Consider the following 13,530-nt stretch of genomic DNA (forward strand, 5'->3'; position numbering starts at 1 on the left):
CCTCTTAATCTTCATGAACCAAGCCTTTACCAATCGGGGTCGTGGCCTGAATCAGACCGTCGCGGATATCGGCAACCTCGAGCAACTGCCCTTGATGTAACAACGCGGCGCGGTCGCATAGCCTACGAATGACGCTCATCTCATGGGTGACGATGACAATGGTGACGCCAAGCTGCTCATTAATATCACGCAGACAAGTCAATAAGCTGCGCGTGGTTGAAGGATCAAGCGCACTGGTCGGCTCATCAGCCAATAATACTTTTGGGCTCGGCGCGATCGCACGGGCGATACCAACACGCTGTTTTTGTCCGCCTGATAGCTGCGCAGGATAGTGCCCAGCACGGTCGGTCAAATCGACGATTTCTAAGCAGTCCATCACCCGCTTATAAATATCGGCGCGCGGATAACCTGCCACCGTTAAGTTAAAGGCGACATTATCATAGACAGTACGATTGGACATCAGGTTAAACTGCTGAAAAATCATACCGATATTGTGGCGAGCGATACGTAAATCACTGGCCGATAAGGTGGTCAAATCGGTACCATCTATGATGACTTGACCGGAATCTGGGCGCTCAAGTAAATTAATTAGGCGCAATAAGGTAGACTTACCCGCGCCCGAATAACCCATTAAACCAAAGATTTCGCCTTGTTTTACCGTTAAAGATGTCGGCTCAACCGCAGTAAACCAATGTGGCTTGCCGTCTTTATCTTTTATAGACCGGTCGCTTAAAAAGCTTTTGGTCACATCGTTTAAGACAATCATGTCACTCATGGAATGCTCAAAATTTAATAAATATTTTAATGGCTATGAAGCGGTTGCAGGCTCTTTTGCGTATTTGTGCGCAAATTAAAATCAACCTTCAATAACCCTATAATAAGGGGCGCTAATATAGCATATTATGCAGCGTTTTGGATATGGACATCCATGATTAACGGATAATCTTGGCTGTAGCTTGGTTAGCTGATGAGATTAGTGACGGCTGTCATGCTGATAATGAGGGTCGTGCTTAACGGGTAATACCACTAAAAATCGCGTATGACCATTGATGGTATCTGTAATGATACGGCCTTGGTGCGCCGTTACTATTTGAGCAACCAACGACAAGCCAAGCCCTGAGCCTTTGTTTTTTTGCTGTAAGCGTACAAAGGGGCTAAAGACTTCTTCGCGTTTATTTTCGGGGATACCTTCGCCTTCATCAATCACCGCCAGCACCGCAAATTTCGGTAGCGGGCGTGTTGGCTCAGCTTTCGGCTTTTTGAGATGCTTACTAAATATGCCCTCTTTGCGGGTAGCGTTTGCCGTGTCGCCGTTTTCTTTATTACTGTTTTCTTTATTATTGTCTTTGGAGGCACTTTTGGCGTCATCCTTCTCAGTACTAACGCTTTTATCCGCTTCTTCTATCTGTTTATTGATAGTCTTGTCATCGATGTCGTCGATGGATGTTTCTTGTTGTTCAGGAACCGCGCGCCAAATAACTTTCTTAATTTTTTCTGTCAAATCGGTAGTAAAGCGCTGATAGGTAAGTAATAACGACGGTTCAACAACGGCTTCGGTCTCAGTGGTGCTACTTAGGTCATTGTTTCGCTCATTAGATGAGTCAATAGTTTTTGCCGTCGCTGATTTATCAGTATCTGTGCTGTTATCACTATTCGTATTGCCATCAATCTCAGCATCCACAGTGATGCTTTCACCATTTTTATAAATCACTGGCGCTGGTAATAACGCTGCGGTCGATGCTTCTTCTGTCGAAGTTGATGTTGAGGTGGCTTTATTATCGCTAGGAACAATATTATCGTTAGTAATTGTGGCGTCATCATTTGGTTGTACATTTTGACTGGTTTCAAGCGCATGGTTACTATGAGGCGCTTCTTCATCGTAATCAAAGTCTGGGCTGTTATAATCGACAAAGCTGCTGCACAGTATGGTTTGCAAAAGATAATCAGGAATAGCGTCGGCTTCATCCAGCGTTTGCACACCGTAAAGTAATACCGTAACTGGCGGCTTGCCGTGCAACATAGCATTGGTCAATAGGTTACGAATTAAATGGGTCAGCATTGACGATTGGCCATCAATAACGATATGCTCGCCAATCAAGGTTGCTTGAGGATAATGCTGGCGTTCTTGGTTTACTAAATCATATAAGTCCAAATGCTCAACTTGTTGTAGCGCGTGTCCAGCATCTAAACGACTGACCAGCAAAATACTCTCGACCAAATCGTTTAATCCAGACAAATCGCGATTGATAGCTTGGGCACGCTTATCAAATTTTTCTTTGGTATCACTCGGCAATGCACCCGCCAGCATATCCATCATCTCAATCTGTAAGCGAATACGGGTGATGGGCGTACGCAGCTCGTGCGAGGCGTGCGCCAATAGCAGGTTATTGGCATTGATTAGGTGTTCAATTTTTTGTGCTGCTTGGTTAAAGCCGCGCGCAAGCGATGCAATCTCATCATTACCGCGGGCATTGACTCGCACCGTAAAGTCGCCGTCGCCCAATTGCGCCATTTGTTGGCTCATCTGATTGATACGCCAAGTAATGGTACGCGCAATCCACCAAAGCACCCCTGCCATGATAAGCAGCAGCAATAGCGTACCAGTAAATAAATTTAAGGCGGCAGAGAGGACAGGTTTTTTAGGCGGCAGGCGTGATTCGTATAATAGCGTATAGCCGGTGCTACTATAAACTTGGGCTTGCTTGGTTGGGGAGGTTTCGGCAAATGAGGGAAAGACGCGCGCTAATAGCGAGGGCGGCGCAGGCAATTCTAATGGCAAATCGCTGTTGTCGCTTTGCATGAGCAAATGACCTTCATTGTCATATAGGCCCATTTTTGCTTGCAGTGATTCATCAAAAATATCAAAGCTTTTCTTGACCACCGCTAGCATAAAGCGCGCTTGTAAACGGTTGTCTTTACTGACAGCAATATTTAGCTCATGCAAAAATGGGTCGACTTGACCCAAAATTTGCGTGGCTAAGATTTCTGAACGAATACCAGCGTCTTTGTCATGTACCAACTGGGTCAATAACACCATCGCTACCGCAAATAAAATAAGTGCCAGCATGACACTGGCAAATAGTTTGGCAAATACGGAACGAAAACCCAGTTGTTGCATTAAATCATCTCTATTATCAAACGCTTATAACCATTTTATTCATTTTATTTTAATAAGTTTATCGCAATACGGGCTTAGTTTAATAGCGTTTGATTGCATGTGCTAACTATACCTGATCGGTAGCGAATTGATAACCCACACCGCGTACGGTAATGATACGTTTTGGCTGGCGCGGATTGTCTTCGATTAACGCACGCAAGCGCGAAATATGCACGTCAATGGCGCGATCAATATTATCCGAGCTATCATCGTTTGGCATCGCTTGCCATAATTGCTCACGGTTTAACACTTTGCCCGAGTGGGTAGCAAAGTAATGCAGCAGCTGAAATTGATGCGTCGTCAAACGGACTGGTTGATCATCGATAGTGACTTCATGACTGTCAGGAAAAACGCTTAGGCGCCCAAACGTTAAACTATCTGACTGGCTGTCAGCTTGATTTGGCTGCTCATGACGACGAATGACGGCACGAATACGCGCGAGTAGTTCGCGCGGCTCAAAGGGTTTGGCAATATAATCATCGGCGCCCATCTCTAAACCTAATACACGGTCTGTGGTATCGCCTTTCGCCGTTAGCATAATAATCGGCACTTTATTGGTCATGTTGTTTTTGTTGCCACGTATCTTTTGGCAAACTTGCATGCCATCCATATCAGGCAGCATCAAATCTAGCACCACCAAATCGATGTCACGCTCTTTAGCGTCTAACAAGTCCAAACCTTCTTGACCTAGTCCTGCATGATGTACATCATAATAGTTCATGGTCAGATAATCGCTGATTAATTCGGCTAAATCTGGATCGTCTTCAATTAATAAAATTTGCTTACTCATAATTTTTCCTCTAGTTGTTGTTATAGTTTGTTTAAAATGCTGTTTAAAAATACTGCTTTAAAAGTGCCTATCTACAAATGCTGTCTTTATAAAACTGTTTTTGTAAATAAGCACGCCCTAAATTTTCAAAGCCCTTAACTCTTAGTTCATTCTCACTCAAAGCGTAATCCCTATTAGTTTACGCTATATTGCCTAAACAGGATGTTATTAAACAAGATAGGCTTTGTTAATGTTTCTACACAATGTAACTACGAGCTTTGGCGCTTATGAAACTACCGCCTTTTTTCCTTCAGATTCCACCGGTAAGTTTGCCAAGCAAATCAAACTGTCATTGGTAATACCGGCAATTAAATACTGCTTAGTCAAGGGGTCATACTCGATAACTTCGACGGGCTGGCGCGTCAAACGCTGGTCTTGTTTGATAATCCAAACGTTAGCATGCAAAGGACGCAGCGGCTTATAAGGCGGTTTGTGCAGCACGGTTAGGTCAACATTGTGCAGCGCGCGCTTAGGAACAATGGTTCCAACTTCTATTTGTCCGTAGTCAACGCGCCCAGTCACCTGCATATCAGGTCGTATTTGGTTGCGACTGACTTCATTATCAACCACATTGACATAAACCAATAGCTGCTTTGGTAACTCAGTGACTGTCAGCTTACTGACCTGACCGGTAAATTTATCTATCAAGCCTTCCGCCGTGAAGTTAACCGTTTGTCCAACGGAGATTTGTGATTTGGCTTCAATCGGTAAGCTTGCGCTAAAATGCAGCTCCGTCCCGTCGCTAAGCTTTAAAAGAGGTTGACGCGGTGCTACTTGTTGGCCGCTTTTGACGTATAGCTTTTCGATATGACCTGCGAAGCTTGCCCGTACCGTTATCAAATTATTCGCCGTTTCTGTATGCTTAGAAGCTTGGTTATTGTCTAAGTCGTTATTGCTAGCACTAGCAGAATTTCCTTTAACATCCTCACCATTTTTTTCTGTACTGGGTTTTATGTTATCTGAATTCTTAGCAGTGGAATCTTTTGGCGCCGCTTGAGTACTGTTGACGGCAGACGGTTTTGGTTCAGTGGCCGCACCTTTATTATCTACTACTTCATCTTCTACTTCTAAGGAAGTTGCTACTTCATCATCGGCTTGTTCAGATGACTCTGTTGATTCAATAGGCGCTGCTTGCCGTCGAACGGTGAATAATGGTGCGCCTTTTTCGACCCGTTGATTTTTTTTCACCAACACCTGCTCTACCGTCAGTGCTTGGGCAGCAATTAGGTTTACCTGTTTGATAGGCTCAATCTCACCTTCTAAGCCAAGGCTCGGCTGATAACGGGTTGGTTTGACGCTTAGGATATGATCAGGGGTCATCGTAATGCTATCAGCACGTATGAGCAGGGGCGTGTCAAAGGCCTCGCTATTTTCAGCTGTGACAGGTTCTGACGTAGGCGGGGAGGGCTGGCAGGCGATAAGCAGCGCCGCGCCCAAAAGATACGCACTCTTTTTTAATGGGCTAAAAGCTAAAAGTATGGTGCTTGAAAATTTAGCCCTCAAACGCCTTAAATCTATAAAACCTGTCATAGCGATCACCCTTGTCAACGAATTTTTATTATATAGGGAATTATGAGGCGGTGAAATGATTACTCTTATTTACTGATTTTGAATGGTAATCGATGACTCAAAAACCATTCGCCGTACCGCAGAAACTTTATTGCAAAAAGCAGGTTGTGAAGTCGTCACCGCGATTGACGGTTTTGATGCCTTAGCGAAGATTGTTGATAACAATCCAGATATCATTTTCGTAGATATTATGATGCCGCGTTTAGATGGTTATCAGACTTGTGCCTTGATAAAAAATAATCCAGATTATGCGAGCAAACCGGTGATTATGTTGTCATCGAAAGATGGTTTGTTTGATAAAGCTCGCGGGCGCATTGTTGGTTCTGATGAGTATTTGACCAAGCCATTTAGTAAAGATGAGCTTTTTGAGGCGATTAACCAGTATCGCTAAATAATCAGTAACGTGAATAGCAGCCCGTTAAAGACCTGCTATAAAAATATTAGGTGGTGTTCTAAAAAGTATGCTGGCATCAGACATAGCCATAATTGACATAAAAGAACACCAGATCGAATACTTTAAAGTGATTATCAAGCTTTTTTGAGAAACAACAGGTTTTTCTAACGGCTCGACGTAATCGATGCCTCAAGCGACAGTTATTGCCTTTATAAGTTAAGGCATGATCGCCAATAAACTGGCGTTTGCAGTCCTTACATTGGTAATTCTGCTTGCCATAGCTTTTTATGCCATTCTTCTTTAAACTGGAACTGTGACAGTCGGGGCAATTGATTTCTATTTGTGTCTTCATAACCTCAAATATATCATCTTGCTTCGGCTGTCACCCCTCCTTCAATTCCTCAGCATACTTTTTGATACACCACCAGAATTTTTAGATCATTTGTCACCAGCCTTGCCTGTGAGTATTTTACTGGCTCATCATTTTAACCAAGCGATGATAGGTACGCTACCACGCATACTCAATCGCCATAATGACTGGCGCTGTCAGCTGATTACCTCATCACAGCGTTTGCGCGGCGGGCAATGCCTTATTGTACCCATTGATAAACAAATTGTTTGCGATTCAACTGGTCGTATTATCTTAATAGATCAAGCGTGGGAGGGCGATTATAAGCCCGCTATCGGTCAAATCCTGAAAAATACCAGTGATGTTTATGGCAGTGAGCTTATCAATATTATTTTCTCTGGGATGGGAAATGATGGTTCGCAGTATTTGGACTTAATCCAAGACAATGACAGTCAATTGTGGGCGCAAGACCCAATCTCAAGCGCTTGTCCAAGTCAGCCGCAAGCTATTATTGATTCAGGTTATTGTCAGTTTGTTGGCAGTCCCAAAGCCTTAGCAGAAAAACTTACCCATTATATTGCTGAAAGGGCGATGCCCGCCTCTTCAGAGTCATTTATTGTGAGCGACATATGAAACAGATTCTAAAGCACTCATTTGAAGCCGTGAGCTTATTGACCACCAACAATGGTATGCTCGACGTAACGATTGTTCCAGCAGCCGAACAACCGGATTGGCTTATCCCTAGTAGTTTGATTTTAAGTGTCGATGAGTATAGTGAACATACATGGACGTATGAGTGGCAACAACAAGAAGTCGCTGTGTTCCATCTACTACCGCGCCATCAAACGCCAGAAAAGATGATTGTCTTAGAAGGCAATACCACCGCGCATCGTATCGCGCTACAGACAGCAGGCGAGCTCCGCCAACTACAGGCGCGTATCTCCGACGTCAAAGATATCGACTTGCCTGAGCACTTTATCAAAACCGACAGCAAAACTGATACCGTTCAGCAGCGCGTCCAAGAAGATGTTGTGCTATCCTACCTTTTCCAAGCGGTGATGATTGATGATACGGTTTACATGGTGCCAGATTTGGATAAAATCGCCCATCAATTGGTTGACTTAGATAGCTAATTTGCTCATGGTTACGCTTTTTATCATGGACTCTAGTGTTAGCTTTAAAAAAAGTTATTAGCCTTGAGCTGGCACAAATAGTTATTATGTTTATTTGCCCGTTACCAGCTAGTAGGTTTTTAACACTGTCATTTGATCCGTATCAGCCAGCGCCTATAAGTATCGATGAATAGGAAGCGATAAAATATACTATGAATAATATCCATTCAAATCTGACAAAGTGGTCGGTTGCTAGTCGAATCTTTCATTGGGTTAGCGCCATATTATTACTGATCACTTGGATCATGATACTGTTATATGACAATCTTGATAGTAAGGTCTATATCGGATTACACAAGGCATTTGGGGTCAGTTTGTTGTTTTGGATGATTGCCCGCGTGATCAGCCGTATTTTTACTAAAGCACCGCCAGCGTTGGCAATGCCAAAATGGCAAATGCTGCTTGCACAATTATCCCACTTTGCTTTATATGCGTTATTAATTGCGATGCCTATGGCAGGACTACTGATGTCGGTATATGGCGGCCGAGCAGTTGACGTCTTTGGTTTATTTCAAATCCCTGTCTTTGTCACCCCCGATAGAGGGTTGGCACGGCTTTTTAATGACTGGCATACCGATATTTTGTGGCCGATGATAATTGTTTTTACTTTGATGCATATTGGCGCCGCGCTATATCATCAATTTATCAAAAAAGACAATATTATGGCGCGTATAAAATAACGACTTAAAAATGGGAAGAGCGCGTATAAAAAAGCCCTAAGTCTAATACTTAGGGCTTTTTTCGTACCAGTATTTATATAATCAAACGCTATACTATAAAGTTATGTCATTTACTTTTTATGTTCAGGTAAACTGATATTCATCTCAAGCACATCGAGGCTATCTTCAGAGCGATGGTTGATATTAACATCATCAATCTGTACACCGTTGACGTACTTATTAACCACTTCTAGTATTTCACGTTTCATTTTTTCGATACGGTCAGTGGTCAAGCGATTATTCAAGCGATTTTCACTTGCAACAATAACTTTTAAGCGCTCAGTTGCCATATTAGCACTGCCAGCACTGCTGCTGTCATCCGTACCAAATAGGCTACTCCAAAATCCTTTTTTCTTACTCATCATTAACCCCCAAACCAGCGCTGTAGTAGACTCTTTTTCTTCACATCAATATGACGTAATGGACGCTCTTCTCCTAAGAAACGGGCGACGATATCGTCATAACATTGACCAGCCACTGAGTCGGTATAATGAATCACAGGCTCGCCATGGTTAGACGCTTCCAGCACTGAATGGCTTTCAGGAACCACACCAAGTAACGGCACTTTTAAAATATCGTTAGAGATGGTATCGATATCCATCATCTCGTTAGCGGCAGCACGGTCGGCGTTGTAGCGAGTGATGATTAAATGCTCGCGTACCGTGCCCTGATTTTCAATCACTTTTTTGGTTTGGCTTTGCAAGATACCAATGATACGGTCCGAGTCACGTACCGAAGAGATTTCAGGGTTGGTGACGATGATGGCTTCATCTGCATGATACATCGCCAGCTGCGCACCGCGCTCAATACCAGCAGGCGAGTCGCAGATAATATAGTCAAACTGCTTTGACAACTCATCCATGACTTCTGTAACGCCGTCGTCTGTCAATGCATCTTTATCACGCGTTTGACTGGCAGGCAGGATATATAAATTTTCTAGTTGCTTGTCTTTTACCAGCGCTTGTGACAGGCGGGCATTGCCATTGATAACATCGACAAAGTCATAAACAATTCGATTTTCGCAGCCCATAATCAAGTCTAGATTACGTAAGCCTACATCAAAATCGATAACAACTGTCTTATAGCCACGTAATGCTAAACCGGCGGCAAAAGAAGCGCTGGTCGTGGTTTTGCCCACACCGCCTTTACCCGAAGTGATTACAACAATCTTCGCCACAATGGCACACTCCTATGAATTGATGGGATATTTATTAATTAAAACATTTTAGATGAAACAGTATAGATGTAAAGTAGCACAATTGCTCGGCGTTTACCTAGCCAAGATGTGCTATCTGCGAGCATAAGCCTAGCATAAATATATAAAAACTTATAGCCAGTGCGTATTTAAGCACAAAAGCTGCCTACAGATAATGGTTATATCAGCTAAATAGGGAGCCGAAGCGCCCTCTATTATCTGCGCTCAATATTCGCGCCTATAGTCTAGCGTAAATAGTGGCAGAGCTAACAATCCATCATAGCGCAGTTTTGTTAAGTAAACTTACTATAATATTAATTATGCTATTTAGACGTCAATTTATCATCTATCATCAAATATATTCAAACTGATAATGATGAAATGACGCCTTTGAGTCGTCTAAAGAGCAAATAAAACCTAAGCGTTATCCATGACCGTAAAGACTAAACCCTGACCTTCTAAATAACGCACTTCAACCGATTTATCAATCACGTGCTCGGGTAGGTTATCACGTAAGCAATACGTGCCAGCAACTGAGACCAGAGAGGGATTAAAGACTTGGCAGAAAATACGCGCGTCTTTATCACCCGTCGCGCCTGCGACCAAACGACCTTGAGCGCGACCATAAACGTGCAGGTTATTGTCAGTAATCGCTTCAGCGCCGCTATTGACACTGTTGGTTAAAATCAAATCGCCACCGACATGGTTGAGACTTTGTCCCGAGCGCAGCATTTGATCATAAATCAAGCTGGTAATATGCTCGGCACTGATAAGCGTCTCTGCCGTCAAGGTGGTTTCAGTCGTTGCATTTACCTCGGTAGTGGCAGCAGCTTGACTATTTACAGCTGAGCCAGAATTATCGGTAGTAGAGCTGACAGAATCGTTCGCAGGTGTCGTTTGTGCGCTATCCTTAGAAGCCGCTACTTGGCTTAACTGTGTAGTGGCTTTTTTACTGGGTAAAATACGCTCGATACGTTTGCCATCCGCTGGAAATATCGCCAAGCGTAGCTGACGTGCTTGCTCATCAAGTAAGCCTGTGACCACGCCGATAGGCTGCAAACCCCACGACCAAAGCAGCTCTACCAATGCTGCTAAATCCTGCTCGACTTCACTGTCAATCAATACAGGGATATTGCTATTTTTATTACTCAGAGTACTTTCAAGTTGGCTGGCAATCGCCGCAAAATCATCGGTGCTAAACTGCAGCCGTGAAAAGGTTAGCATTTTGCCATAAAATGCCAAAGCTGGTATTTCAGGTGAGTCAAGCGCCTGCTGATTGTTGTCTGAAATCGTCATAATATACATCCTCAAAAATGGTCGTGTTGCGGTGTTCAATGTGCCGTTTTTGCCTCGGCATATAGCATCAAAGTCTAATTATTAAAAGTGTGGCCTTCAAAAATATGCATATCAAAAGTATGATTGTCAAAAAATCTGGTTCTCATTCAAAACACTACAAATTAAGCATGTCTTGATGCTTCCACTGCTGCACTTTTATTTGGGCTTCAAATTCGTCTAAACCATCGGCGATGATGCTTGAGATTAATGTATCAAGGGCGCTGTTGTCGGTATCGATTTGAGCAACGCCGCTGGCAATAGCAACCATTAACGCGTCAATACGTTCGGCGTCAAGCAGGCGCTCATTCAGTGCATATACCACGTTTTCGCCGATATTATGCCCGACATGTTGTAGCTGCGACTCAATTAACGTTCCAGCAATGGGTATCATACGCAGATAGCGGCGTAGTTCAGGCGTATTGGCCAACCCCTCTTTAATCGCATTGCCCATTTCAGTGGCGATAATGGTGCCGCCGCCCGATGACTCGGTCAGTGCTTGGAGTTTGGGTGCCAACTCTTTACGCAGTAGCGATAATATCGCCGCTTCAATCTCATTGCGATTGCGGGCAATGGTGGATTCAATAAAAGATTTATGCGTTTTGGGATCGGTCAGCTGCTGACGAAAAGTCTGAATGGTCGTTAAGATGACGCGATCAGACAGCTCTTCTAACAGCAAATTAATATAAAAATTAATGCGATTAATCCACGGCTGTGGCAGTACTTGATAACCTAGCTGATATAAGCGGCGCCCGATAATCACGGCGCGAAATAAACGCAGCGCGCGCAACTGCGGAAAACAGCCTAACACTTCATACCAATGCACAAAAGGGAAAAAGAACCAGCGGTAATACACCTTTTCTTTAATAGCAACTGCCCAGCGCAATAGCAACTCGGCAATCAAGAATAGGGTAAAAAAACCGCCCGCTGTCCGTAACGAGTCATGAATATGGTTTTGATACCAGCTTAATGCCTCGCTCATACTTAACCACTGCGCGGCATTACTACTAAAGTTACTCATCAAAATAGCGTCAGTACTGATTAAAAATAAATCAATACTGATGGCGATGAGCATCAAGATATCATAGGTCAGCTTCAAGCGATTGGGCTTGGGACGATTCGGTCTTGGCGGCGGGCTGCTGGGTAGGTCTGAGGACTGAAGAGGCGCTGGTGTTATCGGCGCACGGGTAGAAGAGGCGGGCACAGTCATACCTTATTTAGTAGTAAATGGCATTGGTAGTAAGTAGTCTTTTGCCAATCACTACCAAATAAGCGGCAAGTTTTAATGGTTATTCACATTATCAATGAATCATGCCAAAAAACAAGCCATCAACCATTATAATTTGGTATTTTAGCCGTTATCTTTTTATATAAAAAGCCATAATTTTTAATGGCTTTTTTTAATCAATTTTTTTAATGTCCTTTTTTATTCACTTTGATGCGCCGCTTGCGGATGACTCTCAAATTCCGCCAACATTTTTGTAATACGCTGATCTTTTTGACGCCAAATTTGCTCGACCCACTCAAACATTTGCGCTTTAACGGTCTCATCGTTTTCGTAGCCGCCGCCTTGAATACCGGCAAACAGCGCATCGGGTATGGCAATATGGCGGACATCGACGCCTAAGCGTTTGATATTGCCTTTCCACAAATCGCCATAGGTTGGCACGCCGTCAGGGTAGACGATGGTCATATCTAAGATACCATCGATATCAGCGCCCAAGGCATTAATGGCTAGCGACAGACCGCCAGCGCGCGGCTTCAACAGATGGGTATAAGGCGAGTTTTGTTTATCGTGTTTTTCTTGGGTAAAGCGTGTGCCTTCCAAATAATTTAACAAGGTAAACGGCTTGTCTTTTAATAACGCACAAGCGCGCTTGGCTTCTTCGATATCTTTACCTTTAAGCGCTGGGTTTTTAGCAACTGCTTCTTTAGAATGGCGACGCATCATTGGAAAATCTAAAAAGTAAAATGCCTGCCCAACGATAGGAATATAGATGAGCTCAAACTTGGTGAAAAACCGGGTCAGTGGTAAGCGTTTTTCACTAATGTATTGCACGATGCTGGTATCTACCCAAGACTGATGATTGCTGACCAGCAGATATTTACCGTCCATATGTACATCATCCGGCAATTGAATGCGCCAATCCTTACGCGGCAATATGGTATCAATCAAAGCATTATTGCTACCAATCCAGTGCTCGGCAATCTTTATTACCGTCTTATCAGCAATAGGAGCGCCCGTGATAATTTTGCCAACGCCCATAAGCCATAATGGAATACTGCCGCCAAAACTATTGGCAGCGATGACTCCGGCCGCTGTGGTAAGCGACATTGCTTTGCCAAGTTTTGGCGCGCGTTCGTGTATTTTTTGCATCGCAGCGTTCAAGCGCATGTCTTATTCCTTACTATTTGCTCGTTAATCGTTTCATTATTATGGTTAAACCGGTGTTTTATATCATCTCAAAAATACAGCTAATTTTTCTAACAAGTTTTAGCAAATTATAATCGCATTTTATTTAATAAATTTTAGTACTAATATTAGGTAATACCTAATTTTAGTCCAGTAATTTTTCGGATTTTTAATTCGTAAAATGTTTGTACCAGAGTTTTTATAAGATAATGTTAGCAGAAAATAATTAGAGTGTACGACTGTAAACGTGACTTGCGGTAACAAACAACGCGCTTTTATAAACACTAGACTATAGATACTTATGCACTTTCCATACATAGATGTGACAAAATATTACACACAAATAGACGGTAATTGCCATAATAATAGTAAGTGTGAATAAACAAATAAACAGGTTTGTT

The 13,530-nt window shown here is 43.1% G+C and carries 13 protein-coding genes and 1 pseudogene; 4 read left to right on the forward strand and 10 right to left on the reverse strand.

Features of this window, described 5'->3' with window-relative positions:
* Positions 1-4: 4 nt before the first annotated feature.
* From H9653_RS02830 to H9653_RS02845, 4 genes are all read right to left on the reverse strand, one after another.
* Positions 5-775 carry a methionine ABC transporter ATP-binding protein gene (locus H9653_RS02830; protein WP_068403535.1) on the reverse strand — a complete coding sequence of 257 codons (771 nt, stop codon included), beginning with the start codon at positions 773-775 and terminating at the stop codon, positions 5-7.
* A 198-nt stretch (positions 776-973) separates the two neighbouring features.
* A complete protein-coding gene (locus H9653_RS02835) occupies positions 974-3,118 on the reverse strand; it encodes a sensor histidine kinase (RefSeq protein WP_068403533.1) in 2,145 nt (714 codons plus the stop codon).
* Positions 3,119-3,224: 106 nt separating this feature from the next.
* Positions 3,225-3,947: a response regulator transcription factor gene (locus H9653_RS02840; RefSeq protein WP_068403530.1), complete on the reverse strand. Its 723-nt coding sequence runs from the start codon at positions 3,945-3,947 to the stop codon at positions 3,225-3,227.
* Positions 3,948-4,211: 264 nt separating this feature from the next.
* Positions 4,212-5,516 (reverse strand): efflux RND transporter periplasmic adaptor subunit, encoded by a 1,305-nt coding sequence (locus tag H9653_RS02845; RefSeq protein ID WP_102076450.1) that lies wholly within the window; start codon positions 5,514-5,516, stop codon positions 4,212-4,214.
* An 82-nt stretch (positions 5,517-5,598) separates the two neighbouring features.
* Between H9653_RS02845 and H9653_RS02850 the strand changes: the two genes are divergently transcribed.
* Complete coding sequence (locus H9653_RS02850; RefSeq protein ID WP_068403524.1) at positions 5,599-5,946, forward strand: response regulator; 348 nt, start codon at positions 5,599-5,601, stop codon at positions 5,944-5,946.
* 208 nt (positions 5,947-6,154) lie between these two features.
* On the opposite strand, the pseudogene H9653_RS12745 reads toward H9653_RS02850, so the two are convergent.
* Positions 6,155-6,301 (reverse strand): annotated as a pseudogene (locus H9653_RS12745) (IS1/IS1595 family N-terminal zinc-binding domain-containing protein); the annotation flags it as partial.
* Between H9653_RS12745 and H9653_RS02860 the strand changes: the two are divergent.
* From H9653_RS02860 to H9653_RS02870, 3 genes are all read left to right on the forward strand, one after another.
* Positions 6,263-6,931, forward strand: a complete 669-nt coding sequence (locus H9653_RS02860) for a chemotaxis protein CheB (RefSeq protein WP_228706515.1) — start codon at positions 6,263-6,265, stop codon at positions 6,929-6,931. The pseudogene H9653_RS12745 and the gene H9653_RS02860 overlap by 39 nt on opposite strands.
* The gene (locus tag H9653_RS02865) at positions 6,928-7,431 is read left to right on the forward strand and encodes a hypothetical protein (RefSeq protein WP_102076448.1); all 504 of its coding nucleotides are present in this window, start codon (positions 6,928-6,930) and stop codon (positions 7,429-7,431) included. Before H9653_RS02860 ends, H9653_RS02865 begins: the two co-directional genes overlap by 4 nt.
* A 191-nt stretch (positions 7,432-7,622) precedes the next feature.
* Complete coding sequence (locus H9653_RS02870; RefSeq protein ID WP_102076447.1) at positions 7,623-8,150, forward strand: cytochrome b; 528 nt, start codon at positions 7,623-7,625, stop codon at positions 8,148-8,150.
* A 110-nt stretch (positions 8,151-8,260) separates the two neighbouring features.
* On the opposite strand, the gene minE is transcribed toward H9653_RS02870, so the two are convergent.
* The 5 genes from minE to H9653_RS02895 form a co-directional block, all read right to left on the reverse strand.
* Complete coding sequence (gene minE / locus H9653_RS02875; protein ID WP_068408119.1) at positions 8,261-8,551, reverse strand: cell division topological specificity factor MinE; 291 nt, start codon at positions 8,549-8,551, stop codon at positions 8,261-8,263.
* A 2-nt stretch (positions 8,552-8,553) separates the two neighbouring features.
* Positions 8,554-9,366 carry a septum site-determining protein MinD gene (minD, locus tag H9653_RS02880; RefSeq protein WP_068408121.1) on the reverse strand — a complete coding sequence of 271 codons (813 nt, stop codon included), beginning with the start codon at positions 9,364-9,366 and terminating at the stop codon, positions 8,554-8,556.
* A 435-nt stretch (positions 9,367-9,801) separates the two neighbouring features.
* On the reverse strand, positions 9,802-10,680 hold the full coding sequence (gene minC, locus H9653_RS02885; RefSeq protein WP_191690317.1) for a septum site-determining protein MinC: 879 nt from the start codon (positions 10,678-10,680) through the stop codon (positions 9,802-9,804).
* A 154-nt stretch (positions 10,681-10,834) separates the two neighbouring features.
* Positions 10,835-11,926 carry a hypothetical protein gene (locus tag H9653_RS02890; RefSeq protein ID WP_228706513.1) on the reverse strand — a complete coding sequence of 364 codons (1,092 nt, stop codon included), beginning with the start codon at positions 11,924-11,926 and terminating at the stop codon, positions 10,835-10,837.
* 216 nt (positions 11,927-12,142) lie between these two features.
* The gene (locus tag H9653_RS02895; RefSeq protein WP_191690319.1) at positions 12,143-13,111 is read right to left on the reverse strand and encodes an acyltransferase; all 969 of its coding nucleotides are present in this window, start codon (positions 13,109-13,111) and stop codon (positions 12,143-12,145) included.
* Between the last annotated feature and the right edge of the window lie 419 nt (positions 13,112-13,530).

The sequence above is a fragment of the Psychrobacter communis genome, from assembly GCF_014836505.1.
GTDB lineage: Bacteria > Pseudomonadota > Gammaproteobacteria > Pseudomonadales > Moraxellaceae > Psychrobacter > Psychrobacter faecalis.

Bases quoted from the DNA above. Each gene is read 5' to 3' on its own strand.
- H9653_RS02830 (WP_068403535.1), bottom strand. From the start codon at position 775: ATGAGTGACATGATTGTCTTAAACGATGTGACCAAAAGCTTTTTAAGC.
- H9653_RS02835 (WP_068403533.1), bottom strand. From the start codon at position 3,118: ATGCAACAACTGGGTTTTCGTTCCGTATTTGCCAAACTATTTGCCAGT.
- H9653_RS02840 (WP_068403530.1), bottom strand. From the start codon at position 3,947: ATGAGTAAGCAAATTTTATTAATTGAAGACGATCCAGATTTAGCCGAA.
- H9653_RS02845 (WP_102076450.1), bottom strand. From the start codon at position 5,516: ATGACAGGTTTTATAGATTTAAGGCGTTTGAGGGCTAAATTTTCAAGC.
- H9653_RS02850 (WP_068403524.1), top strand. From the start codon at position 5,599: ATGGTAATCGATGACTCAAAAACCATTCGCCGTACCGCAGAAACTTTA.
- H9653_RS02865 (WP_102076448.1), top strand. From the start codon at position 6,928: ATGAAACAGATTCTAAAGCACTCATTTGAAGCCGTGAGCTTATTGACC.
- H9653_RS02870 (WP_102076447.1), top strand. From the start codon at position 7,623: ATGAATAATATCCATTCAAATCTGACAAAGTGGTCGGTTGCTAGTCGA.
- minE (WP_068408119.1), bottom strand. From the start codon at position 8,551: ATGAGTAAGAAAAAAGGATTTTGGAGTAGCCTATTTGGTACGGATGAC.
- minC (WP_191690317.1), bottom strand. From the start codon at position 10,680: ATGACGATTTCAGACAACAATCAGCAGGCGCTTGACTCACCTGAAATA.
- H9653_RS02890 (WP_228706513.1), bottom strand. From the start codon at position 11,926: ATGACTGTGCCCGCCTCTTCTACCCGTGCGCCGATAACACCAGCGCCT.
- H9653_RS02895 (WP_191690319.1), bottom strand. From the start codon at position 13,111: ATGCGCTTGAACGCTGCGATGCAAAAAATACACGAACGCGCGCCAAAA.